This window comes from Diaphorobacter oryzae DSM 22780 (assembly GCF_059568935.1).
On record NZ_JCANUL010000006.1, the window covers coordinates 62,943 to 85,165 of the forward strand.

Annotated in this window: 21 protein-coding genes and 1 riboswitch; of the genes, 16 read left to right on the plus strand and 5 right to left on the minus strand. The window is 70.4% G+C overall.

The genetic code is table 11. The features are described from left to right. Positions 1–99: 99 nt before the first annotated feature. The 6 genes from BP68_RS11425 to BP68_RS11450 all read left to right on the plus strand — a co-directional run bounded on the left by BP68_RS11425 (position 100) and on the right by BP68_RS11450 (position 7,425). The gene (locus BP68_RS11425) at positions 100–2,169 is read left to right on the plus strand and encodes a BCCT family transporter (protein ID WP_496371783.1); all 2,070 of its coding nucleotides are present in this window, start codon (positions 100–102) and stop codon (positions 2,167–2,169) included. 141 nt (positions 2,170–2,310) lie between these two features. Further along, positions 2,311–3,336 carry an ABC transporter ATP-binding protein gene (locus BP68_RS11430; protein WP_496371785.1) on the plus strand — a complete coding sequence of 342 codons (1,026 nt, stop codon included), beginning with the start codon at positions 2,311–2,313 and terminating at the stop codon, positions 3,334–3,336. An 82-nt stretch (positions 3,337–3,418) separates the two neighbouring features. After that, the gene (locus BP68_RS11435; protein ID WP_496371787.1) at positions 3,419–4,714 is read left to right on the plus strand and encodes an ABC transporter substrate-binding protein; all 1,296 of its coding nucleotides are present in this window, start codon (positions 3,419–3,421) and stop codon (positions 4,712–4,714) included. A 6-nt stretch (positions 4,715–4,720) separates the two neighbouring features. Further along, the gene (locus tag BP68_RS11440; RefSeq protein WP_496371789.1) at positions 4,721–5,623 is read left to right on the plus strand and encodes a carbohydrate ABC transporter permease; all 903 of its coding nucleotides are present in this window, start codon (positions 4,721–4,723) and stop codon (positions 5,621–5,623) included. Further along, positions 5,620–6,453: a carbohydrate ABC transporter permease gene (locus BP68_RS11445; protein ID WP_496371791.1), complete on the plus strand. Its 834-nt coding sequence runs from the start codon at positions 5,620–5,622 to the stop codon at positions 6,451–6,453. The genes BP68_RS11440 and BP68_RS11445 overlap by 4 nt, the downstream gene beginning before the upstream one ends. A gap of 96 nt (positions 6,454–6,549) precedes the next feature. Beyond that, positions 6,550–7,425, plus strand: a complete 876-nt coding sequence (locus BP68_RS11450; RefSeq protein WP_496371793.1) for an endonuclease/exonuclease/phosphatase family protein — start codon at positions 6,550–6,552, stop codon at positions 7,423–7,425. Here the strand turns inward: BP68_RS11450 and BP68_RS11455 are convergent. After that, on the minus strand, positions 7,398–7,613 hold the full coding sequence (locus tag BP68_RS11455) for a DUF3079 domain-containing protein (RefSeq protein WP_496371795.1): 216 nt from the start codon (positions 7,611–7,613) through the stop codon (positions 7,398–7,400). The genes BP68_RS11450 and BP68_RS11455 overlap by 28 nt on opposite strands. 189 nt (positions 7,614–7,802) lie before the next feature. On the opposite strand from BP68_RS11455, the gene BP68_RS11460 reads away from it, so the two are divergent. Then, positions 7,803–8,675 (plus strand): methylglyoxal synthase, encoded by an 873-nt coding sequence (locus BP68_RS11460; RefSeq protein WP_496371797.1) that lies wholly within the window; start codon positions 7,803–7,805, stop codon positions 8,673–8,675. A gap of 33 nt (positions 8,676–8,708) precedes the next feature. Here the strand turns inward: BP68_RS11460 and BP68_RS11465 are convergent, their stop codons facing one another. Beyond that, positions 8,709–9,062, minus strand: a complete 354-nt coding sequence (locus BP68_RS11465) for a DUF3147 family protein (RefSeq protein ID WP_496371799.1) — start codon at positions 9,060–9,062, stop codon at positions 8,709–8,711. Positions 9,063–9,189: 127 nt separating this feature from the next. Between BP68_RS11465 and pbpC the strand changes: the two genes are divergently transcribed. From pbpC to BP68_RS11510, 9 genes are all read left to right on the plus strand, one after another. Next, entirely contained in the window at positions 9,190–11,484 is a 2,295-nt protein-coding gene (pbpC, locus tag BP68_RS11470) for a penicillin-binding protein 1C (RefSeq protein ID WP_496371801.1), read from the plus strand. A 64-nt stretch (positions 11,485–11,548) separates the two neighbouring features. Further along, positions 11,549–12,070 carry a regulatory sequestration protein YfiR gene (yfiR, locus tag BP68_RS11475; RefSeq protein WP_496372091.1) on the plus strand — a complete coding sequence of 174 codons (522 nt, stop codon included), beginning with the start codon at positions 11,549–11,551 and terminating at the stop codon, positions 12,068–12,070. After that, on the plus strand, positions 12,070–13,323 hold the full coding sequence (gene dgcN, locus BP68_RS11480; RefSeq protein ID WP_496371803.1) for a diguanylate cyclase DgcN/YfiN: 1,254 nt from the start codon (positions 12,070–12,072) through the stop codon (positions 13,321–13,323). The genes yfiR and dgcN overlap by 1 nt, the downstream gene beginning before the upstream one ends. A 13-nt stretch (positions 13,324–13,336) precedes the next feature. Next, positions 13,337–13,852: an outer membrane lipoprotein YfiB gene (gene yfiB / locus BP68_RS11485; protein WP_496371805.1), complete on the plus strand. Its 516-nt coding sequence runs from the start codon at positions 13,337–13,339 to the stop codon at positions 13,850–13,852. A 98-nt stretch (positions 13,853–13,950) separates the two neighbouring features. Continuing rightward, complete coding sequence (locus BP68_RS11490; protein ID WP_496371807.1) at positions 13,951–15,123, plus strand: alpha-hydroxy acid oxidase; 1,173 nt, start codon at positions 13,951–13,953, stop codon at positions 15,121–15,123. Positions 15,124–15,280: 157 nt separating this feature from the next. Then, complete coding sequence (locus tag BP68_RS11495; protein WP_496371809.1) at positions 15,281–16,216, plus strand: EamA family transporter; 936 nt, start codon at positions 15,281–15,283, stop codon at positions 16,214–16,216. Between the two features lie 37 nt (positions 16,217–16,253). Then, on the plus strand, positions 16,254–17,474 hold the full coding sequence (locus tag BP68_RS11500; RefSeq protein WP_496371811.1) for a Y-family DNA polymerase: 1,221 nt from the start codon (positions 16,254–16,256) through the stop codon (positions 17,472–17,474). Positions 17,475–17,583: 109 nt separating this feature from the next. Then, the gene (locus tag BP68_RS11505; RefSeq protein ID WP_496371813.1) at positions 17,584–19,140 is read left to right on the plus strand and encodes a methyl-accepting chemotaxis protein; all 1,557 of its coding nucleotides are present in this window, start codon (positions 17,584–17,586) and stop codon (positions 19,138–19,140) included. Positions 19,141–19,254: 114 nt separating this feature from the next. After that, a riboswitch (FMN riboswitch) is annotated at positions 19,255–19,413 on the plus strand. Between the two features lie 90 nt (positions 19,414–19,503). After that, positions 19,504–20,016: a 6,7-dimethyl-8-ribityllumazine synthase gene (locus tag BP68_RS11510; RefSeq protein ID WP_496371815.1), complete on the plus strand. Its 513-nt coding sequence runs from the start codon at positions 19,504–19,506 to the stop codon at positions 20,014–20,016. An 11-nt stretch (positions 20,017–20,027) separates the two neighbouring features. Here the strand turns inward: BP68_RS11510 and queF are convergent, their stop codons facing one another. From queF to BP68_RS11525, 3 genes are read right to left on the minus strand one after another with little or no spacing between them, the layout of a single operon-like run. Continuing rightward, positions 20,028–20,882 carry an NADPH-dependent 7-cyano-7-deazaguanine reductase QueF gene (gene queF, locus BP68_RS11515; protein WP_496371817.1) on the minus strand — a complete coding sequence of 285 codons (855 nt, stop codon included), beginning with the start codon at positions 20,880–20,882 and terminating at the stop codon, positions 20,028–20,030. Between the two features lie 60 nt (positions 20,883–20,942). After that, complete coding sequence (locus BP68_RS11520; protein WP_496371819.1) at positions 20,943–21,809, minus strand: 2OG-Fe(II) oxygenase; 867 nt, start codon at positions 21,807–21,809, stop codon at positions 20,943–20,945. Positions 21,810–21,814: 5 nt separating this feature from the next. Next, the gene (locus BP68_RS11525; protein WP_496371821.1) at positions 21,815–22,201 is read right to left on the minus strand and encodes a hypothetical protein; all 387 of its coding nucleotides are present in this window, start codon (positions 22,199–22,201) and stop codon (positions 21,815–21,817) included. Between the last annotated feature and the right edge of the window lie 22 nt (positions 22,202–22,223).

Genomic DNA, 22,223 nt, shown 5'->3' on the forward strand with positions numbered 1-22,223 from the left:
GGTGGGGCGGCCCGCGCTGCAGGAGCGCTCCGGCGCAGGGGGTGGCGGGCCGCAGGGCCGGTCTGTCACTGCAGACAAGGACACACTCGCGGAGTCACGATGACAGATACACAAACACATACGCCCCCGGCGGCGCCGGGCCCCGGCCCGTCGCCGGGGATGACGTTTTCAGCACCGGTCGTGCTGCCTTCGCTGCTGGTGCTGGGCGCGTTGCTCGTCTTTTGCACCGTCTATCCGCAGCAGGCCGACGCCCTGTTCGTGGGCGCGCAGGCCTGGGTGGTGGGGCGCTTCGACTGGTTCTACACCGCGGCGGTGAGCTTCTTCCTGGTGTTCCTGGTGCTGGTGGCTTCCAGCCGCTTCGGCGACATTCGCCTGGGGCCTGACGACGCCAAGCCCGACTTCAACTTCCTGTCCTGGACGGCGATGCTGTTTGCCGCGGGCATGGGCATCGGGTTGATGTACTTCGGCGTGGGCGAGCCGCTGCAGCATTTCCTGAAGCCGCCCACGGCCGCCGCCGGCACGCCCGCGGCCGCGCGCGAGGCCCTGCAGAGCACGTTCTTCCACTGGGGCTTTCACGCCTGGGCCGTGTACGGCACCATGGGCCTGGTGCTGGCCTATTTCGGCTTTCGCTACAACCTGCCGCTGACCATGCGCTCGGGCCTGTACCCGCTGCTGCAGCAGCGCATCAACGGCCCCATCGGCCATGCGGTGGATGCGTTCGCGCTGGTCGGCACGATCGCCGGCATCGCGACCACGCTGGGGTATGGCGCGCTGCAGTTGGCCGCGGGGCTGGGGCTGGTCACCCACTGGAACACGGACTCGGCGGGCTTTCGCATCGGCGTGGTCGCGGTCGTGGTGGTGGCGGCGGGCCTGTCGGCCGTCTCGGGGCTGGACAAGGGCGTGCGCCGGCTGTCGGAGCTCAACCTGTCCCTGTCCTTCCTGCTGCTGCTCTTCGTGATCCTGTGCGGCCCGACCGTCCTGGTGTTCCGCGCGCTCAGCGAGAACGTGGGCAACTACCTGTCCGGGCTGGTGCAGATGTCGATGCGCACCTTTGCCTATGAGCAGCCGGGCCAGGAGGGCTGGTTCGGCGGCTGGACGATCCTGTACTGGGCATGGTGGATTTCCTGGTCGCCCTTCGTGGGCATGTTCATCGCGCGCATCTCGCGCGGGCGCACGGTGCGCCAGTTCATCGTCGGCGTGCTGCTGGTGCCCACGGCCTTCAACCTGCTGTGGATGACGGCCTTCGGCAACAGCGCCATCTGGATCGACACCCATGTGGCCCAGGGCGCGCTGGCGCAGACGGTGGGCAACGTGGACGCCCTGCTGTTCCGGTTCTTCGAGTACCTGCCCTGGGCCAAGGCCGTGTCCTGGCTGGCGATCGTGCTCATCGCCGTGTTCTTCGTGACCTCGGCCGACTCCGGCGCCTTCGTGGTGGACTGCATCGCCACGCGGGGCAACCCGCATTCGCCCGTGTGGCAGCGGCTCTTCTGGGTGGCGGTGCTGGGGGTGACGGCGGCCGTGCTGCTGGTGGCCGGGGGCCTGAAGGCGCTGCAGGCGCTGACGCTGATGGCGGCGCTGCCGGTGGCCATCATCATGGTCATGCTGTGCCTGGGGCTGTGGCGCGGCCTGCGCGCCGACCGGGTCCACTCCACCACGGACCTGGCGCCATCGACCTCGTTCTGGAGCGGCGAGCACTGGCGCAAGCGGCTGGAGCAGATCGTGCACCAGCCCACGGGCAAGGATGTGAAGCGCTTCCTGCGCAATGCCGTGCTGCCCGCCATGCGCGAGGTCGCCGCGGAGCTGGAGCGCAAGGGCGTCAATGCCCGCGTGGAGGACGCCATCGACAGCACCGAGGGCCCCGACGCGGGCGGCGTGCGGCTGGTCATTCCCACGGAGAGCCTGCGGGACTTCGTCTACGGCGTGCGGCCCATCAGCCGCAGGCTGCCCGGCTTCATCCTGTCCGAGGTGGCGCAGGACAAGGAGCAGCGCCATGTGGTGGAGCCCATCACCTTCTTCGCCGACGGCCGCCAGGGATACGACATCCAGTACCTGCGCGGCGAGGAGGTCATCGCCGACATCCTGCGCAACTACGAGCGCTATCTGTCGGTGAGCGCGGACCAGCGCGCCCAGCTGCTCAACCGCGCGCCGAGCCACACCGACCCCGTCTGAGCGGGCGCCGCGCGTGCAGGCACGCGCGGCAGCGCCCTGGCGTGACAGGCGGCGAGGGCCGTCATGTGACAGAGTGCGGGCGGGTGCGGCGCAGGGGGTGGCCGTCACGGCCGCGTCACACGCCGTTTCTAGACTGCCGCGATGTCACTGATAGAGCTTGAGGCGGTTGCCAAGTCCTGGGGGCGCACCGCAGCATTGCAGTCCATGAGCCTGCGCATTGAGCCTGGCTCCTTCTGCGTCCTGCTGGGTCCCTCGGGTTGCGGCAAGTCGACCACGCTGCGCATCATTGCGGGGCTGGAGTCGGCCACCGCGGGGAGCGTACGCATCGACGGGCAGGACGTCACGCGGCTTGCGCCCGCGCAGCGCGGCATCGCGATGGTGTTTCAGAACTATGCGCTGTTCCCGCACCTGAGCGTGGCGCAGAACATCGGCTTCGGCCTGTCGGTGCGCAGGGTGCCGCGTGCCGAGGCCGACCGGCGCGTGGCGCAGGCGGCCGAGATGCTGGGCCTCACGCCCCTTCTGGAGCGCCGGCCGGCGCAGCTCTCGGGCGGCCAGCAGCAGCGCGTGGCGCTGGGCCGCGCCCTGGTGGCGCAGGCCCGTGTGTGCCTGATGGACGAGCCCCTGTCCAACCTGGACGCGCAGCTGCGCCAGGAGATGCGTACCGAGCTGCGCGAGCTGCAGCAGCGCCTGGGCCTCACCGTGGTCTACGTGACGCACGACCAGACCGAGGCCATGAGCATGGCCGACCAGGTGGTGCTGCTCAACCAGGGCCGCGTGGAGCAGTGCGCCGCGCCGCGCCATGTCTACGCCGCACCCGCCACCACCTTTGCCGCGCGCTTCATCGGCACGCCGCCCATGAACCTGGTGCGGCTCGAGCAGGGCCGCATTGCCGGCACGAGCATTGCCGTGGGCCCCGCCCAGGCGCACTGGCTGGGCCTGCGGCCCGAGGCCGTGGCGCTGGCGGACGGCGCCGTGGAAGCCGCCGTGCACAGCCAGGAATACCTGGGCGCCGACGTCGTGCTGCGCTGCGCCGTGGGGTCCGAATTCATCACCGTGCGCGCGCCTGGGCAACTGGCCCCGGCGGCGGCGGGCCAGGGGGTGCGCCTGCACTGGCAGGGGCAGGACCAGCATTTCTTCGACGCCCAGGGCCAGCGCCTGGCCGCCTGAGGGCCTCAGCGCCGGGCCCGTCCGGGCAACGCTTTCTCCTTCGTTTCCTCTTCATCACCCGCCTGACCTCAGGAGTCCTCCCATGCAACGCAAGACGTTTCTGAAATCCCTGGCCGCTCCGGCCGTCGCGGCCATGGCGCTGTGCGCCGGCGCGGCCGTCGCGCAGACGCCCGTGGAAGTGCCGTTCTACTATCCCGTGGCCGTGGGCGGCCCCATCACCAAGGTGATCGACGGCTACGCCGAGGCATTCAACAAGGCCCACCCCGGCATCAAGGTCACGCCCATCTATGCGGGCACCTACCAGGAAACCATCGTCAAGGCGCTCACGGCGCACAAGTCGGGCAAGGCGCCGGCCACCTCGGTGCTGCTGTCCACCGACATGTTCACGCTGATCGACGAGGACGCCATCGCGCCCATCGACGACTTCGTGAAGACCGACGCCGACAAGGCCTGGCTCAAGGGCTTCTACCCCGCCTTCATGGCCAACAGCCAGACGGGCGGCAAGACCTGGGGCGTGCCGTTCCAGCGCTCCACGGTGGTCATGTACTACAACAAGGAAGCGTTCAAGGAGGCGGGCCTGGACCCCAGCAAGGCGCCGACCAACTGGAAGGAACTGAAGGAGGCCGCGCACAAGCTCACCAAGAAGGACGCCAGCGGCAACGTCACGCAGTACGGCATCCAGATTCCCTCCACGGGCTTCGCCTACTGGATGCTGCAGACGCTGACCACGCCCAACGGCGTGCTGCTGGCCAACGAGGCCGGCACCCAGGTCACCTTCGACCACCCCAAGGTCGTCGAGGCGCTGGACTTCTGGGTCAACCTGGCCAAGGACGGCGTGCATCCCAAGGGCGTGGTGGAGTGGGGCACGACCCCCAAGGACTTCTTCGAGAAGAAGGCCGCCATCATCATCACCACCACGGGCAACCTGACCAACGTGAAGAACAACGCCAAGTTCGACTTCGGCGTGGCGCAGATCGCCGGCAACCTGCGCAAGGGTTCGCCCACCGGCGGCGGCAACTTCTACATCTTCAAGAAGGCGCCCAAGGAGCAGCAGCAGGCCGCGTTCGAGTTCGCCAAGTGGATTACCCAGCCCGAGCGCGCCGCGCAGTGGAGCATGGACAGCGGCTACGTGGCCGTGTCGCCGGCGGCGTATGACACGCCCGCGCTCAAGAAGTACGGCCAGGAATTCCCCGCGGCCCTGGTGGCGCGCGACCAGCTGCCCGTGTCGGTGGCCGAGTTCTCCACGCACGAGAACCAGCGCGTGACCAAGGTGCTCAACGACGCCATCCAGGCCGCGATCAACGGCACCAAGACCTCGGCCCAGGCCATGAAGGACGCCCAGCGCGAGGCGGACCGCATCCTGCGCAGCTACCAGTAAGCCCCCATGCCGGCGATGCACAGCACGCCGGATGCGGGCAGCCGCCAGCGTGCCGTGCACGCCTGGCTGCTGCTGCTTCCGGCCTTGGTTCTTCTGGTCGCGTTCACGCACTGGCCCGCGCTGGCCACGCTGATCGACAGCTTCCACGCCACCCCGCGCGCGGGCCGGCCCGGCGCGTGGGTGGGGCTGGAGAACTACCAGGTGATGGCGCAGGACCCGGTCTTCTGGCAGGCCGTGCGCAACAACCTGTGGTTTGCGGGCGCGACCATTCCGCTGTCCATCGGCCTGGCGCTGCTCATGGCCCTGTGGGTCAACGAACGCATGGCCGGGCGCACGCTGGTGCGCATGGCCTACTTCACGCCCACGGTGCTGCCGATGATCGCCGTGGCCAACATCTGGCTGTTCTTCTACACGCCGCAGTACGGGCTGCTGGAGCAGATCACGGGCGCCTTCGGCCTGCCGTCCCGCAACTGGCTGGGCGACCCCGCCACGGCCCTGGCCTGCGTGACGCTGGTGGCCGTGTGGAAGGAGGCCGGCTTCTTCATGATCTTCTACCTGGCCGCGCTGCAGACGCTGAACCCCAGCCTGAAGGAGGCGGCGGCCATCGAGGGCGCCTCGCGCTGGTATTTCTTCCGTCGCGTGCAGTGGCCGCTGCTCATGCCCACCACGCTGTTCGTGCTGGTCAACGCGGTGATCAACGCCTTCCGCCTGGTGGACCACATCTTCATCCTCACGCGCGGCGGGCCGGACAACGCCTCCACGCTGCTGCTCTACCACCTGTACGAGGTGGGCTTCAAGTTCTGGGACACGGGCTACGCCGCCGCGCTCACCGTGGTGCTGGTCGTGGTGCTGGCCAGCGTGGCCCTGGTGCAGTTTTTCGTGCTCGACAAGCGGGTGCATTACAAATGACAAGCCGCAACACCGGCCCGCAGCTCTACGGGGCCACCTGGCTCGACACCCTGGCCGCCTGGGCGCTGGCCGTTGCGTGGGTGCTGCCGCTGGCCTATGCCGTGTGGACCGCCTTCCACCCCGCGGAATACGCCACGCGTTTCGACCTGGCGGCGCCGTGGACGCTGGACAACTTCCGCCGCGCCTGGGAGGCCGCGCCCTTCGCGCGCTACTTCCTCAACACCATGGCGCTGGTGACCCTCATCCTGTGCGCGCAGCTGGTGCTGTCCACGCTGGCCGCCTACGCCTTCGCGCGCTACGAGTTCCGCGGCAAGAACGTCGCCTTTGCGCTGGTGCTGGTGCAGCTCATGGTCATGCCCGACATCCTGCTGGTCGAGAACTACAAGACCATGGGCCGCCTGGGCCTGGTGGATTCGCTGGTGGCCATCGGCCTGCCGTACTTCGCCTCGGCCTTCGCCATCTTCCTGCTGCGCCAGACCTTCATGGGCATCCCCAAGGAGCTGGACGAGGCCGCGCGCGTGGAAGGCGCGAGCGCACTGCAGATCCTGTGGCGCGTCTACGTGCCGCTGGCCCGGCCCGTATACACCGCGTTCGCGCTGGTGTCGGTGAGCTTTCACTGGAACAACTTCCTGTGGCCGCTCATCATCACCAACAGTGTGGAGTCGCGCCCGCTCACGGTGGGGCTGCAGGTGTTCTCGTCGGTGGAGCAGGGCGTGGAATGGTCCACCATCACCGCCGCCACGCTGATGTCCACCGCGCCGCTGCTCATCGGCTTCATACTCTTTCAGCGCCAGTTCGTGCAAAGCTTCATGCGCGCGGGCATCAAGTAAGAGTTTTGGTCAAATAGGCCTCCAGCGACCGTCCATCAAGCGCGGGTAGCTATTGTTTTTGAATCATTGCCGCCGCAGGCGGCGTGGGAGTGCGGCATGCAACTCGTCACCTGGAACACCCAATGGTGCTGCGGCCTGGACGGCCGCGTGGACGTGCAGCGCATCGTGCGGCAGGCGCTGGCCCTGGGCGACGTTCATGTCCTGTGCCTGCAGGAAATCGCCGTGCACTACCCGGGCCTGGCGGGCGCGCCCGGCGACCAGGTGGCCCAGGTGCGGGCCGCGCTGCCCGCGGGCTGGCAGGTGTTCTTCGGCGCGGCGGTGGACGAATGGACCGGCGCGGGGCGCCAGCGCTTCGGCAACCTCATCGCCACGCGGCTGCCCGTGCTGCAGCTGCAGCACCACCCGCTGCCGTACCCGCCGGACGCGGGCGTGCGCAGCATGCCGCGCATGTGCAGCGTGCTCACCGTGCGCGACGCGGCCCTGGGCCCGGTGCGCATCATGACCACGCACCTGGAGTACTACTCCAAGCCCCAGCGCATGGCCCAGGCGCTGGCGTTGCGCGCGCTGCACCTGCAGGCCTGCGCGCAGGCGGCGCAGCCGCCCGAGGATGCGGCCGACGGCACGCCCTTCCAGAACAAGGCCCACACGCCCCACGCCATCCTGTGCGGCGACTTCAACCTGCAGGCGCACGAGCCCGAGTACGCGGCCATCGCCGCGCCGCTGGCGCCCCACGAGGCCGCCGGCTGGACCCGCGCGGGCGGGCCGCCGCTGCACGATGCCTGGCGCCTGCTGCATCCGGACACGGCCCAGCCGCCCACCTTCTGCGTGTTCGACCGCCAGTACGCGCCCGAGCCCCTGGCCTGCGACTTCGTGTGGGTCAGCGATTCGCTGCGGGACCGGGTGCGCGCCATGCACGTGGATGGCGCCACACAGGCCTCCGACCATCAGCCCGTGCTGCTGTCGCTGGGGTGAGGCGGCTTGTCCCTGGGCGGCTCTGCGGGCGGCACCCACTCGGCCCAGTCGGGCCCGAACAGCTCCGCGGGGTGCTGCGTGCGGTCCGACCCGTTGCCGCAGGCCATCGCATCCGCCGCGCAGTAGCGGTCGCAGCCCCAGCAGATCAGCTCGGGGCGCGCGGGGTTCAGCGGAAACTTCTTGCTCATGGCGTGGGAACGGTGCGCGGACAACGGACTCAGTGTGGTGACACGGCGCCAGCAGGGTTTTGATCCGTATCAAAGCGGCCGAGGCCCCGGCCGCAGGGCGGCGCGGGCCTTGCCAGCGACTATGCTCGGCGCACGGGCCACCGCTCCAACCACCAACCACCCCAAACCACCGAAGGAAGCCGCCGCACCATGCTGATGGGTCTTGCCGCCAACCGCCTGCACCACCACACCGAAGACGCCGCGCTGTTCGCCCTGCTGCGTGCCTGCGAGGCGGGTATCCGCGAACTGCGGCTGGGCCTGCATGCCGTGGGCCGCACCTACGATGCGATCGCCGCCGCCGGCATGCTGCAGGGCTACCGCCCCCTGGTGCGCTACCCCTACGGGCGCGAGGGCGGGCTGATGAAGCTGGTGGCTGAGGTCGTGGGCATGGAGGGCGAGGGCCGCACGCTGGACGGCGCCATCTACCTCATTGATCCGGTGGACCCGTCGTCCATCTTCCCCGAGGCCCTGGCGCTCAAGCGCCAGTGCGTGATCCACGGCAAGCCCTTCATCTCCACCGTGGCCAGCGCCCGCGACTGGGTGGAGATGGAGCGCATCCACGCGGGCCTGCCCGCCGACCGCAACGCCGACCGTTTCCACGACTACGGCGCCCAGACCCTGGCCCTGATCGCCCACGACGCGATGAAGGGCGCCATGCTGGAGTTCGCCGACCGCAACTTCGACCTGCTGTCGCGCTTTCACCGGCGCGTGGCCACGGGCACCACGGGCCAGCGCCTGAACGAGCTGGCCTGGAGCCGTGGCTGGCCCGAGGGGCAGCCCTGGGTCCAGCGGTTCAACAGCGGCCCGCTGGGCGGCGACGCGCAGATCGCCGACCTGGTGCTGGAGCGCCGCTGCCACCGCGCCATCTTCTTCGAGGACCCGCATGTGGCGCGCCAGCACGAGGCCGACATCCAGCTGCTGGAGCGCGCCGTGACCACGGCCACGCACGACGCCGTGTGCACCACCTCGCCCCGGGTGGCGCAGCGCTGGTGCGACGCCGCGCGCCTGCGCGCCGGCGCCTGAACCGGAACGGCCTGGAGGCGCACCGCGCCTGCGTCACGGCAGCAGGTCGATGCCGAAGGGGCGCGCCGCGAGGGCGAACAGCCCGAAGCACAGCACCGTGATGCCCAGGCTGGCCAGCAGGGTCAGCCAGAACCCGAGGCGGGGCAGCAGGAACGGGAAGGCGAGAAACATGGGCAGCGTGGGCACCACGTACCAGAACGTGTACCAAGCATGGTTGGCGATCTTGGCCTGGGGCTGCTTCTCGACATGGAGCCAGATCAGCGCCAGGAACGTGACCATGGGCAGGGCAGCGATGAACCCGCCCAGCTTGTCGCTGCGCTTGGCGGCTTCCGAAACCAGCACGACGACGGCCGCCGTGAGTGCGTATTTGGTGATCAACCAGCCCATCGCAATCTCCAGACAAGGCTTGATGTGGATTGAATTCGCGCTGCGGCGCAATCTACGCAAAGGCGTGCGCGTTGTCCATGCGCCGGCCTGGGGCCAGCCGCATGGGCCTGATAAGCTGCCGCACCGCATGTCCGCGCATTCCGCATTCCCCGATTCTCTCCCCCGCTTTCTTCAGCGCCTGCGTGCCGCAGGGACGGCGCTGGCGCTGTGGGCCTGTGCGCTGCCCGCGCTGGCGTTGCCCAGCTTCGACGAGGTGCGCGCCGACTTCCGCTCCTCCGAAACGCTGGTGCTCTCGCGCGAGGGCGAGGTGCTGCAGCGCCTGCGCACCGACGCCACCGTGCGCCGCGGCCGCTGGCTGCAGCTGGCCGACGTGTCGCCCGCGCTGCGCCAGGCGCTGGTGCTCAGCGAGGACCGGCGCTTTTACGAGCACAGCGGCGTGGACTGGGCGGCGGTATCGGCTGCGGCCTGGGGCAACCTGTGGAACCAGCGCACGCGCGGCGCCAGCACCCTCACCATGCAGCTGGCGGGCCTGCTCGACGGCGACTGGCGCCAGGGGCCGGGCAGGCGCACGGTCACGCAGAAGATCGGCCAGGCCGTGGCCGCGCAGGTGCTGGACCGGCGCTGGCGCAAGGACCAGATCCTGGAGGCCTATCTCAACCTCGTGCCGTTTCGCGGCGAGATCGTGGGCATCGACGCGCTGTCGCGCACGCTGTTCGGCAAGGCCGCGCACGGCCTGGACGCGCGCGAGGCCGCCGTGGCCGTGGCCCTGGTGCGCGCGCCCAACGCCCGGCCGGCGCTGGTGGCCCGGCGCGCCTGCGGCGTGCTGCGCGACATGGGCCAGGGCGCCGCGGGCGATTGCGATGCGCTGGACCTGTTCACCACCGCGGCGCTGCAGCGCCGTGCCTACGACGCGAGCGAGGGCATCGCGCCGCACTTTGCGCGCCATGTGCTGCGCCAGCTGGCGCGCCAGCGCGCGGACGGCGAGCCGGGCGTGCCGCCGCAGCGCCTGCGCTCCACGCTCAGCGCGCCGCTGCAGCGCGTGGCGCTGGAAACGCTCACGCGCCACCTGCGCGAGCTGCACGGGCGCAACGCGGAGGACGGCGCGCTGGTGGTGCTGGACAACGCCACGGGCGAGGTGCTGGCCTGGGTGGGGTCGTCCGGCCCCTTGAGCCAGGCGGCCGAGGTCGACGGCGTGCTGGCCCTGCGCCAGCCGGGCTCCACGCTCAAGCCCTTCCTGTACGCGCAGGCGATCGCCGAGCGGCGGCTCACGGCCGCCTCGCTGGTGCACGACTCGCCGGCCCACATCCCCACGGCCAGCGGCCTGTACATCCCGCAGAACTACGACCGGCAGTTCAAGGGCTGGGTGTCGGCGCGCACGGCGCTGGCGGCCTCGCTCAACGTGCCTGCGGTGCGCACGCTGGTGATGGTCACGCCCGACGCCTTCTTCGACCAGCTGCGGCGCCTGGGCCTGCCGCTGCCGGAGTCCGGCGGCTACTACGGCTACAGCCTGGCCCTGGGCAGCAGCGAGGTGCCGCTGCTGCACCTGGCCAATGCCTACCGCGCGCTGGCCAACGGCGGGCGCGTCGGCCCCGTGGCCTATGCGACCGCGCCGCGCCTGGCCGGGCCGGGCGCGCCGGCGCAGGCGCTGGACGCGGGGGCGGCCTTCATCGTGGGCGACATCCTGTCGGACGCCAACGCCCGCGTGCGCACCTTCGGCACCGACAGCGTGCTGGCCACGCGCTTTTGGACGGCGGTGAAGACCGGCACCAGCAAGGACATGCGCGACAACTGGGCCGTGGGCTGGTCGGCGCGCTACACCGTGGGCGTGTGGGTGGGCAACGCCAGCGGCGCGGCCATGCACGACGTGAGCGGCACCAGCGGCGCCGCCCCCATCTGGGCCGATGTCATGCACTGGCTGCACCGCACCACGCCCAGCCGCGCGCCGCGCCCGCCCGCCGGCGTGGTGCAGCAGGCGGTGCGCTTCGGGCCGCAGGAGGGCGGCGGGTGGCTGGAGAGCGCCCGCCAGGAATGGTTTATGCGCGGCACGCAGCAAGCGCTTTTTGCTATTGATTCAATAGCTGTTGGCGCTGATGGGACGGGCGCCAGAGGCCAAAACGGCTTGAGAACCGATGCCACGGCGGCGGCACGCATCCTGGTGCCCGCGCCGGGCACCATCGTCGCGCTGGATCCGGACATTCCGCCCGCGCGCCAGCGCCTGCAGTTCGCGGCGAGCGGCGCGGACGCAGCGGCCCTGCGCTGGCGCATCAACGGCAAGCCGGCCGGGCAGGGCGCGCGGGGCGCCCGGTGGGCCTGGCTGCCCTGGCCCGGCCGTCACCGCGTGGAACTGGTGGACGCGCGCGGCCAGGTGCTGGACCAGGTCCAGATCGAGGTGCGCGGCGCGGGCGTGCGCCGTCGTGAGTGATCGGATCGCTACACTGTTACCCACTGTTTCGAAAGGCCTCGGCGTGGCGATTCCCCCTTTCTTCCTGCGTGCCCTGGTGGCGCTGTGTGCGCTGTGGCTGGCCGTGGGTGCGGCGCGTGCGCAGGACATCGTCACCGACGACAAGTCGCGGGCCGTGGCCCAGACGGTGCTGGGCATTCTGGGCTACACGCGCTGGCCCTCCGCGCCGCAGACGGTGCGGCTGTGCGTGGTCGGTCCCACGGAGTACGCGGACGAACTGCTCAAGGGTGGCGCGCTGCCCGGCGATCGCACCGTGCAGGTGCGCCGCATGCGGCTGGACGACGCCGAGCTGCTGTCGCAGTGCGACGGCGTGTACGCCGGCGTGCTGGACGATGCCGCCTGGCGCCAGTTGCGCAGCAGGCTGGAGGCGCAGCCGCTGCTGTCCATCAGCGAGCGGCAGGAGCTGTGCCTGATCGGCTGCATGTTCTGCCTGGACGTGCGCAGCAGCGGCGTGGGCTTCGAGACCAATCTCGACTCCGTGGCGCGCAGCGGCGTGCGCGTCAACCCGCGCGTGCTGCAGCTTGCGCGGCGCAAGGGTGCCAGCTGATGGACCAGCGGCACGGAGCGGCGTTCCGGTCCTCCACCCTGCGCGGCGTGGTGCGCCGCGCGCACCTGGGCATGGCGCTGATGGCTATGGCGCTGGCGGGGACGCTGCTGCTGCTGGCGGGTCTGGTGGCGCTGCGCGCGCACCTGGAAAGCAACCTGCAGCTGATGGCGCGTTCGGTGGCCTACACGGTTGAGGCGGCGGTGGTCTTCAAGGACGTACAGGACGCGCAGCAGGCCCTGGCGCACATGCTGGCGCGCGAGGGCGTGGCCCACGCCGTGGTGCGCGACGCGCAGGGCCGCGTGTTCACGCAGTGGCAGGGCGGCGCGCCCAGCCTGCGCGCCAGCACGGGACGGGCGCTGGCGCGCTGGGTGCTGCCCAGTCCGGCGGTGGCGCCCATCCGCTACGAGGGCGAGCCCATGGGCGAGGTGGAGCTGCAGGGCGATGGCCAGGCGCTGCTGAACTTCGTGCTCACCGGCCTGGCAGCGCTGCTCGCCTGCACGGCCGTCAGCGGCGCGGTGGGCCTGCTGCTGGCGCGGCGCATGCTGCGCAACCTGGTCACGCCGCTGCAGGCACTGGCGCAGGTGGCGCGCGCGGTGCGGCGCGAGCGCAGCACGGGCCTGCGCGTGCCGCCGGCGCGGCTGGCCGAGCTGCGCGAGCTGGGCGACGACTTCAATGCCTTGCTGGACGAACTGGAGCACCGCGAGGCGCTGCTGCGGCAAAAGAACGCCGAGCTGACCTACCGCGCGCTGCACGACAGCCTGACCGGCCTGCCCAATCGCGCCCATTTCGAGCAGCACCTGCAGGCGGCCATTGCGCGGGCGCGGGGCACGGGCCAGACCATGGCGCTGCTGTTCATCGACTGCGACCGCTTCAAGCAGGTCAACGACACCCACGGCCATGCCGCGGGCGACGCCCTGCTGATCGAGGTGGCGCGCCGCCTGCAGGCGCAGTTGCGCACCGGCGACGTGGCCGCGCGCCTGGGCGGCGACGAGTTCGCGGTGGTCATGGCGCCTGGCGCCGCGCAGGCCGAGGCCGGGGACCTGGCCGAGCGCGTGGCGGCCGCCATGCGCGCGCCGCTGGTGCTGGACGGGGGCGGCGTGCTGCAGCCGGCGGTGAGCGCGGGCGTGGCCGTGTTCCCGCAGCAGGGTGCCGACATGGAATCGCTGCTGCGCAGCGCCGACGCCGCCATGTACGAAGTGAAAGCCCGCCGGGGCCGGCGGGTGACGGATGTGCAGAACGCAGACACGTTCTAAAGGAAACATGGAAATGATGACGATGCCAACCCCTTCCCGCTTTTTTCTGCGCCTGCTGTGGCTGTGCGCCGCCGTGCTGGCGCTGGGCGCATGCCAGAGCCCGCCGCCGGCGGCCGCCGACACACAGGCCGCGCGCCGTGCCCAGGTGCTGCGCGAGCAGGGCTTCGTGCAGACCGACGAGGGCTGGGAGCTGCAGATGTCGGGCAAGCTGCTGTTCGACTTCAATTCCGACACCGTGACCAGCGCGCGCCGTGAGGTGCTGATGCGCATGGGCCGCGCGCTGGTGGATGTGGGCGTGCGCACGCTGCGCGTCGAAGGGCATGCCGACGACCAGGGCCAGGCCGACTACAACGAGCGCCTGTCGCTGCGCCGCGCCCAGTCGGTGGCCCAGGTGCTGGCCGAGACGGGCATCCCGCGCGAGCAGATCGACGTGCGCGGCTATGGCGCGAGCCGCCCGCTGGTCGCCAGCACCAGCGAGGCCGCGCGCCAGGAAAACCGGCGCGTGGCGCTGATCGTTCCCGCGCAGTAAAAAAATTCACGGCCCGCGCAAAAGCCTTCAGGCCGGCCCGGGGCGCCTGGGGCTACGATGCGTGGCTTGCCGTTTGCACCCATCCCCGAGGAGCCGTCGTGGCCGACCTTTCCAAGATCACCTGTATTGAAGACCTGCGCGTTGTGGCGCAGCAGCGCGTGCCGCGCATGTTCTACGACTATGCCGATTCCGGCGCCTGGACCGAGGGCACCTACCGCGCCAACGAGTCCGACTTCCACGGCATCAAGCTGCGCCAGCGCGTGGCGGTGAACATGGAGGGCCGCACCACGGCCACCACCATGGTGGGCCAGCAGGCGAAGATGCCCGTGTCCATCGCGCCCGTGGGCCTGACGGGCATGCAGCATGCCGACGGCGAGATCCACGCCGCGCGCGCGGCCGAGAAGTTCGGCATTCCGTTCACGCTCTCGACCATGAGCATCTGCTCCATCGAGGACATCGCCGAGAACACCAGCGCGCCGTTCTGGTTCCAGCTCTACATGATGCGCGACCGCGACGCCATGGCCCGCATGATCCAGCGCGCCAAGGACGCCAAGTGCAGTGCCCTGGTGCTCACGCTGGACCTGCAGGTGATCGGCCAGCGCCACAAGGACATCAAGAACGGTCTCACGGCGCCGCCGCGGCCCACGCTGAAGAACATCATCAACCTCATGACCAAGCCGCAGTGGTGCCTGGGCATGGCGGGCACGCGCCGGCGCACCTTCCGCAATCTGGTGGGGCATGTGAAGGGCGTGTCCGACATGAACTCGCTGGCCGCGTGGACCAACGAGCAGTTCGACCCGCGCCTGTCCTGGGCCGACGTGGCCTGGGTGAAGGCGCAGTGGGGCGGCAAGCTGATCCTCAAGGGCATCATGGACGTGGAAGACGCGCGCCTGGCCGCGCAGCACGGCGCCGACGCCATCGTGGTCAGCAACCACGGCGGGCGCCAGCTTGACGGCGCGCCGTCGTCCATCAGCGCGCTGCCGGCCATCGTCGATGCCGTGGGCACGCAGACCGAGGTGTGGATGGACGGCGGCATTCGCAGCGGGCAGGACGTGCTCAAGGCCTGGGCCCTGGGCGCGCGCGGCACCATGATCGGCCGCGCCATGGTCTATGGCCTGGGCGCGTTCGGCGAGGCCGGCGTGGCCAAGGCCCTGCAAATCATCCACAAGGAACTGGACGTGACCATGGCCTTCTGCGGCCACACCGACATCCAGAACGTGGACCGTTCCATCCTCATCCCCGGCACCTATCCCACGGCCTTGCAGGCTTGAGTTTGCTATATATTTAATAGCTACTTGCGCTGATGCAAGGGCGCTGCGGGCTGTTTTTGCTCAAGAGCGGCATGACGCGCGCCATCGCCGGGCGCTGAGGCCGCCCTCGCCAATCGGCGCGGCGCGCGGCGGCGGCGCTGGCTATGCTCGACGGCGCATGACCTCCGCCCTTCCAACCGTCGCGCCCTGGCTGTGGGTGCCCGTGGTGCTGTTCGCCGCGCTGGCGCAGACCGTGCGCAACACGGCCCAGCGCTCGCTGACTGCCGAACTCGGCACGCTGCCCGCCACCCTGGTGCGCTTTCTCTACGGCCTGCCGTTCGCCGGCGCGTGGCTGGCGCTGCTGTACTGGTGGCCGGACCAGCCACCTGCCGTGCCCCATTTCAGCGCCGCCTACCTGGGGTGGATCGCGCTGGGCGCGTTCTTCCAGGTGGCGGCCACGGCCGCGCTGCTGCTGGCCATGAAGGAGCGCAACTTCGCCGTGGCCGTGACCCTGTCCAAGACCGAGGTGCTGCAGGTGGCGCTGTTCGCCAGCGTGTTCCTGCACGAACTGCCCACCCCGCTGGCGCTGCTGGCCATGGTGGTGGCCACGCTGGGCGTGCTCATGCTGTCGCTGCCGCCGCGCGGGCAGCTGCTGTCGCTGGCGGCGTGGCTGAGCCGGCCGGCGCTCTACGGCCTGGCCTGCGGCGCCTGCTTTGCCATCGCCACCGTGGGCTTTCGCGGCGCGGCGCTGGCGCTGGGGGCGCAGACGCCCTGGCTGTCGGGCGCCTGGGGCGTGCTGATCGCACAGGCGCTGCAGACCCTGGGGCTGGGGGCCTGGGTGGCCTTCCGGACCGAGAGGGGCCTGGCGCCCCTGTGGCCGGCCTGGCGCATGTCGCTGGTGGCGGGCAGCATGGGGGCGGCGGCGTCGTTGGCCTGGTTCACGGCCTATGCCATGCAGGGCGCGGGGGCCGTGCGCACGCTGGGGATGGTGGAGGTGGTGTTCAGCTACCTGGTGTCGCGCCGCCTGCTCAGCGAGTCGTTCACGCGCCCCGAGAAGGTCGGCATGGCGCTGATGCTGGTGGGGCTGGTGCTGATCTGCCTGCAAGGGCTCTGACGCCGCCGCCTGCGCGCCCCGTGCGGCACGGGCAACAATGGCGGCCGTGACCGCCGCCGACCTTCCCCGCCGCATTGCCCACCTGGACATGGATGCGTTCTACGCCTCCGTCGAGCTGCTGCGCTACCCGCAGCTCAAGGGCCTGCCGGTGGTCATCGGCGGCGGGCGCCGCAGCGAGGACGATGCCCTGGCGGCGCGCTTCGCGGGGCGGCTGGCCGACATTCCGCTGGAGGCGTTCCCGCTGCTCAAGGACTATGCGGGCCGCGGCGTGATCACCACCGCCACCTACGCGGCGCGGCAGTTCGGCGTGGGCTCGGCCATGGGCATGATGAAGGCGGCGCGCCTGTGCCCGCAGGCCATCCTGCTGCCCGTGGACTTCGCCGAGTACTGGCGCTATTCCCGGCGCTTCAAGGAAATCATCCTGGGCATCGCCCCGGTCATGGAGGACCGCGGCGTGGACGAGGTCTACATCGACTTCACGCAGGTACCCGGCGGCCAGCGCGAGGGCGGGAGGGTGCTGGCGCGGCTGATCCAGAAGGCCATCTTCGACGCCACGGGCCTGACCTGTTCCGTCGGCGTGGCGCCCAACAAGCTCATCGCCAAGATGGCCAGCGAGTTCCGCAAGCCCAGCGGCATCTCCGTGGTGCAGCCCGGCGACCTGCAGCCGCTGATCTGGCCGCTGGCCTGCCGCAAGATCAACGGCGTGGGGCCCAAGGCCGAGGCGAAGCTGCAGGGCCACGGCATACACACCATTGGCGAGCTGGCGGAGCGCCCGCGCGAGTGGCTGCTGGCGCATTTCGGGCGCGCCTACGGCGCCTGGCTGCACGAGGCCGCCTGGGGCCGCGACGAGCGCCCCGTGGTGACCGAGAGCGAGCCCGTCTCCATGAGCCGCGAGACCACCTTCGACCGCGACCTGCACGCCGTGCACGACCGGGCGGAACTGGGCCGCATCTTCACCGCGCTGTGCGAGCAGGTGGCCGGCGACCTGCGGCGCAAGGGCTATGTGGGCAAGACCATCGGCATCAAGCTGCGCTTCGACGACTTCAAGATCGCCACGCGCGACCAGACCGTGGCCGACTTCACCCAGGACGCGGCCACCATCCGCCGCGTGGCCGGGCTGTGTCTCAAGCGCGTGCCGCTGGACCGGCGCCTGCGCCTGCTGGGCGTGCGCGTGGGCAACCTGCAGCCGCAGGCCAGCGCCGCCGCGCCGCAGCCGCCGGGCTGGGGCGAGAGCGCGCCGCTGTTCCAGGACCCGTGAACGCGCCGGGCCGGCAGCCTGCAGAAGGCCTTCATCGTAGTTACACTCGATTACTTTTAATGTAGCCAATGGCCCGCCTCAGGGGCCATTGTTTTTTTAGAGGTGCTGCATGCGTGTGAACACACCCGTCACGGGCCAGGCGTTCGACTTTCCCGGCGACGAGTTGCTGGTTTCCTTCACCAACACGCGGGGTGAAATCTCCCACTGCAATGCCGCCTTCGCGCGGGTGAGCGGCTATGGCTACGAGGAACTTATCGGCCAGCCCCACAACCTGGTTCGCCACCCCGACATGCCGCCCGCGGCCTTCAAGGACATGTGGGCGACCATCGGCCGGGGCAAGCCCTGGACGGGGCTGGTGAAAAACCGCCGCAAGAACGGCGACCACTACTGGGTGCGCGCCAACGTCACGCCGGTGCTGGAGGGCGGCAAACCCACGGGCTACATGTCGGTGCGCACCAAGCCATCGGCCGACGAGGTGGCCGCGGCCGAAGATCTGTACGCACGCATGCGCGCCGAGGCGCAGGCCGGCCAGGCCACACTGGTGCTGCGCGGGGGCGAGCTGCTGCACGGCGGGCCGCGCGGCTGGCTGCAGCGCATGGAGCGCTTCGGCCTCACGGTGCGCATGGCGCTCATGCTGGCGCTGCTGTCCGTGGCCGTGCTGCTGCCCGACATGCTGGGCCTGCAGGGCGGGGCGGCCGTGGCCTGGCGCGTCGCGGCGCTGGGCCTGATCGCGGGCGCCATGCTGGGGTATTTCCACCGCAATTTCTCGGCCGCGCTGGAAGCGGCCGAGCGCTTCTCCGGTGACATCGCCGGCTGCAACCTGACCACCAGCGTGCGCACCGACTATCCGGCATCGCTGGGCGCGCTGATGCGCCGGCTGGTACAGATCCAGGTGAACCTGCGCGCCGTGGTGGGTGACGTGCGCACGGAGGTGCAGGGCTTTTCCTCGGCCGCGACCCAGGTGTCGCATGGTGGGCAAGAGCTGTCGGCGCGTACCGAGGCGCAGGCCGGCAACCTGCAGGAGACCGCCGCGGCCATGGAGGAGCTGACGGGCACGGTGACCCAGACGGCCGATGCGGCCGAACGCATGGCGACCGAGAGCGACAGCAGCGCGGCCGTGGCGGGGCGCGGCGGCGTGGCGATCGCCGAGGTGGGGCAGTCCATGGAGCGCATCCGCCAGTCGTCCGCGCGCATGGGCGAGATCATTGGCGTGATCGAAAGCATCGCCTTCCAGACCAACCTGCTGGCGCTCAACGCGGCGGTGGAGGCCGCGCGCGCGGGCGAGCAGGGCCGGGGCTTCGCTGTGGTGGCGGGCGAGGTGCGGGCGCTCGCGCAGCGCAGCGCCACGGCCGCCAAGGAAATCAGCGGCCTGATCCACCAGACGACGGCCGGCATCGCCGACGGCAACCAGCGCATGGCCCAGGCGGGCCGCACCATCGAGGACATGGTGAGTTCCGTGCAGCGCGTCAGCGCCCAGGTACGCGAGATTTCCACGGCCACGCGCGAGCAGTCGCTGGGCATCGGCCAGGTGAACGAGGCCATGGCCCAGCTGGACAGCGTGACCCAGCAGAACGCCGCGCTGGTGGAGGAATCGGCCTCCGCCGCCCAGTCGCTGCGTGACGGCGCCGTGGCGTTGCGCCGCAGCGTGGACGTGTTCCGTCTTTAGGCACCCTGGCGCGGGCTAACGCGGCGCGCAGGGGCAGGCCCGGCCGGGTGAGGCAGGGCACCAGGCTGCTTACAATGACCCGGCCGGTCCCGTGCCAGCTGCGCGGGTGTTGGCAAGCGTTCTCAGGGCGGGGTGGAATTCCCCACCGGCGGTAAGCGCGGGGTCACCTGCGCAAGCCCGCGAGCGCCCCGCGGTCCTGGGTGGCCGTGGGGGTCAGCAGATCTGGTGCGATGCCAGAGCCGACGGTCACAGTCCGGATGCAAGAGAGCGCGAAACCCCATGCCCCTGGTCCGCCTGCAGGCGGGCCGCTGGCATGGCTTCGCGTGCGCGCCCTGGTTCATGTTCCCTCCTTTGGAATTCACCATGAATCAGATGTCTGAAGTTGCTTCCTTGGCCTTTTCTTCTGCCACGCAGCCGCGCATTGCGCTGATCTGCGCGCTCTGGCATGCCGATATCGTCCACCAGGCGCGCGATGCGGCCATGGCCACCTGGGTCGCCCGCGGCGTGCCCGCCGAGCAGGTGGCGCATTTCGAGGTGCCGGGCGCGTTCGAGATTCCGCTGCTGGCGCAAGAGCTGGCGCACAGCGGCCAGTTCGATGCCGTCGTGGCCTGCGCGCTGGTGGTCGATGGCGGCATCTACCGTCACGACTTCGTGGCCGCCGCCGTGATCGATGGCCTGATGCGCGTGCAGCTCGACACGCGCGTGCCCGTGTTCTCCGCCGTGCTCACGCCGCACGACTTCCATGGGCATGAGGAGCACCGCGCGTTCTTCCGCGCGCATTTCGTCAAGAAGGGCGAAGAGGTGGCCAGCGCCTGCCTGAACGCGCTGGCGCAGCTGGCCCGCGTGCCGCAGCGCGGGGCGCGCACGCCCGCCTGAGGCGCACGGGCCTACTGCCGCGCCGTGCGCACGTTGTGCGGCAGCTGCTGGGGGTGGCTGGTGCGCAGCGGGTTGATGTCCAGCCCGCCGCGGCGCGTGTAGCGCGCGTACACGGCCAGCTTGATGGGGCGGCAGCGCGCCCAGATGTCCATGAAGATGCGCTCCACGCACTGCTCGTGGAACTCGTTGTGGTTGCGAAAGCTCACCAGGTACTGCAGCAGGCCGGCCTGGTCGATCTGCGCGCCGCTGTAGTGGATCTGCACGCTGGCCCAGTCGGGCTGGCCCGTGACCAGGCAGTTGCTCTTGAGCAGGTGGCTTACCAGCGTCTCGGTCACCGGCGCCTCGTCGTGCTGGGCGCCCAGCAGTTCGGGGGCGGGCTGGTACTGCGTGCATTCCACGTCCAGGCGGTCGAGCAGCAGGCCGTCGAGTTCGTGGACGGGCTCGCGGTCGAAGGCCTCGGGCAGCACCAGCGACACGCCCACCGAGCCCGCCTGCGCGGCGCCGCGCCAGGCGGCTTCGCTCACGTCGGCGCGGATGCGCGCGCGCACCTCGGCCTCGCTGGCGAAGCGCGTGTTGTTGAAGCTGTTGAGGTAGAGCTTGAAGGACTTGCTCTCGATGATGTTCGGCGTCTCGCAGGGCACGGTGATGTGGGCGATCGCCACCTGCGGCTTGCCGCGCGGGTTGAGCCAGGACAGTTCGAACGCGGTCCACAGGTCGGCCCCGAAGAAGGGCGGGGCGCCGTCGATACCGATCTCGGCGCGCTTGGCCTGGCGTGCAATGGGAAAGAGCAGCGCGGCATCGTACTGGTCGGCGTAGGCCGAGGCCTTGCCCAGTTGCGATTGCGCGGGGGTGTTCGTGCTGGCCATGAAGTTTGCTATTGAAAATATAGCATTCAGCGTTTGAAGGTCAAGCGCTGAAGCCTGTTTTTACTTGAATTCGTGCTCGCGCAGCCACTTGGTGGCGATCCACTTCTCGCCCTCGATCACGGGCGCGCCGCCGTGCAGCGTGCGCGTGGAGGGGTGGGGGCGCTCGTAGCTGAAGAACACGGCATTGCCTTGGCGCGGGCCAATCTCCAGCGGCAGGTCGGGGAAGGTGGTGCCGCCGCCCTTGGCGGGCTCGTTAAGGTAGATCACCAGCGTGGCCACGCGCTGGCCGCCGCGGCGCAGGATGGTGGCGGTGCCGGGCTCGTTCGGGTCGAAGTAGTCGTAGTGCGGCTTGTACTCCGCGCCCGGGCGGTAGTGCAGCACCTGCACGCCCTCGCCGTTCTCCACGGGCCAGCGCACCAGGCGCGCGATGCGTTCCTCCAGCGTCTTCACGATCGCGTTCTCGCCGCGCTGGAAGAACATGCCGTCGCTGGTGCGGTCGTCGTTGACCGCTTCGCCGCCGGTGCTGGTGACCACGGTGAGCGAGCGCGCCATGCGCGGGCGGGCAGCGTCTATCAGCGCGTCGCACTCCTCGGGCGAGAGCAGGTTGCCGAACAGCACCACGCGCGGGTTGGCCATGGCCATGAGCACCTCGACCTGGCGGTCGCCCACGTCGATGCGCAGTGGCGAGTCCGCGATGTCCGGGTCGGGCACCGGCACGGCGGGCGGCAGGCCGCGCTGCTGCGCCACGGAGTCCAGGTGCGCACGCAGCACCTGCTCCACGGCCTGGACGGCCGCGTCTTCGTGCCAGCCGGCCTCGCGCATGGCCTGGATCAGCGCGGGCGCGGCAATGCCGGTGCTCGCCTGGTCGATGATCCACTGGCGCAGTTCGGCCGTGATGGGCTGGGAGGAGGGGCTTTGGGTCGACATGGTGGTCAACTCCGCTTGAGGCCGAGGACTTGCAGCTCGGCGTCGCTGAGGCGGGACAGCACGTCGCTGCGCAGCGTCTGCAGGCGCTGGTGGTGGCGGAAATCCAGGTCCACGCCCTGCAGGGGCTGGGAGGCGTCGGAGCCCAGCACATAGGCCTCGCCCGCCGTTTCGTTGACCAGCAGCCACATGCGGCGCACCAGGCCGCGCTGGCCGCCGTGGGTGTGCTGGGCGGCAAAGGCGTCGGCGTCGGCGCGCCGGGTGAAGGTGGCCTTCAGAAACTCCTCGCGCATGAAGGAGATCCAGACGCCCCAGCCTTCGCGGATGGCGGCCTGGAAGGGCTGGTCCAGCGGCTGGGTGGCGGGGTAGTGCGCAGTTTCGACGGCGTGCTTCATGGGCAGATCCAGGAAAGTGGCG

What these genes read in the sequence shown, in the direction of transcription:
- BP68_RS11425 (WP_496371783.1), top strand. Translation starts at nt 100, where the DNA reads ATGACAGATACACAAACACATACGCCCCCGGCGGCGCCGGGCCCCGGC.
- BP68_RS11430 (WP_496371785.1), top strand. Translation starts at nt 2,311, where the DNA reads ATGTCACTGATAGAGCTTGAGGCGGTTGCCAAGTCCTGGGGGCGCACC.
- BP68_RS11435 (WP_496371787.1), top strand. Translation starts at nt 3,419, where the DNA reads ATGCAACGCAAGACGTTTCTGAAATCCCTGGCCGCTCCGGCCGTCGCG.
- BP68_RS11440 (WP_496371789.1), top strand. Translation starts at nt 4,721, where the DNA reads ATGCCGGCGATGCACAGCACGCCGGATGCGGGCAGCCGCCAGCGTGCC.
- BP68_RS11445 (WP_496371791.1), top strand. Translation starts at nt 5,620, where the DNA reads ATGACAAGCCGCAACACCGGCCCGCAGCTCTACGGGGCCACCTGGCTC.
- BP68_RS11450 (WP_496371793.1), top strand. Translation starts at nt 6,550, where the DNA reads ATGCAACTCGTCACCTGGAACACCCAATGGTGCTGCGGCCTGGACGGC.
- BP68_RS11455 (WP_496371795.1), bottom strand. Translation starts at nt 7,613, where the DNA reads ATGAGCAAGAAGTTTCCGCTGAACCCCGCGCGCCCCGAGCTGATCTGC.
- BP68_RS11460 (WP_496371797.1), top strand. Translation starts at nt 7,803, where the DNA reads ATGCTGATGGGTCTTGCCGCCAACCGCCTGCACCACCACACCGAAGAC.
- BP68_RS11465 (WP_496371799.1), bottom strand. Translation starts at nt 9,062, where the DNA reads ATGGGCTGGTTGATCACCAAATACGCACTCACGGCGGCCGTCGTCGTG.
- pbpC (WP_496371801.1), top strand. Translation starts at nt 9,190, where the DNA reads ATGTCCGCGCATTCCGCATTCCCCGATTCTCTCCCCCGCTTTCTTCAG.
- dgcN (WP_496371803.1), top strand. Translation starts at nt 12,070, where the DNA reads ATGGACCAGCGGCACGGAGCGGCGTTCCGGTCCTCCACCCTGCGCGGC.
- yfiB (WP_496371805.1), top strand. Translation starts at nt 13,337, where the DNA reads ATGATGACGATGCCAACCCCTTCCCGCTTTTTTCTGCGCCTGCTGTGG.
- BP68_RS11495 (WP_496371809.1), top strand. Translation starts at nt 15,281, where the DNA reads ATGACCTCCGCCCTTCCAACCGTCGCGCCCTGGCTGTGGGTGCCCGTG.
- BP68_RS11500 (WP_496371811.1), top strand. Translation starts at nt 16,254, where the DNA reads ATGGCGGCCGTGACCGCCGCCGACCTTCCCCGCCGCATTGCCCACCTG.
- BP68_RS11505 (WP_496371813.1), top strand. Translation starts at nt 17,584, where the DNA reads ATGCGTGTGAACACACCCGTCACGGGCCAGGCGTTCGACTTTCCCGGC.
- BP68_RS11510 (WP_496371815.1), top strand. Translation starts at nt 19,504, where the DNA reads ATGAATCAGATGTCTGAAGTTGCTTCCTTGGCCTTTTCTTCTGCCACG.
- queF (WP_496371817.1), bottom strand. Translation starts at nt 20,882, where the DNA reads ATGGCCAGCACGAACACCCCCGCGCAATCGCAACTGGGCAAGGCCTCG.
- BP68_RS11520 (WP_496371819.1), bottom strand. Translation starts at nt 21,809, where the DNA reads ATGTCGACCCAAAGCCCCTCCTCCCAGCCCATCACGGCCGAACTGCGC.
- BP68_RS11525 (WP_496371821.1), bottom strand. Translation starts at nt 22,201, where the DNA reads ATGAAGCACGCCGTCGAAACTGCGCACTACCCCGCCACCCAGCCGCTG.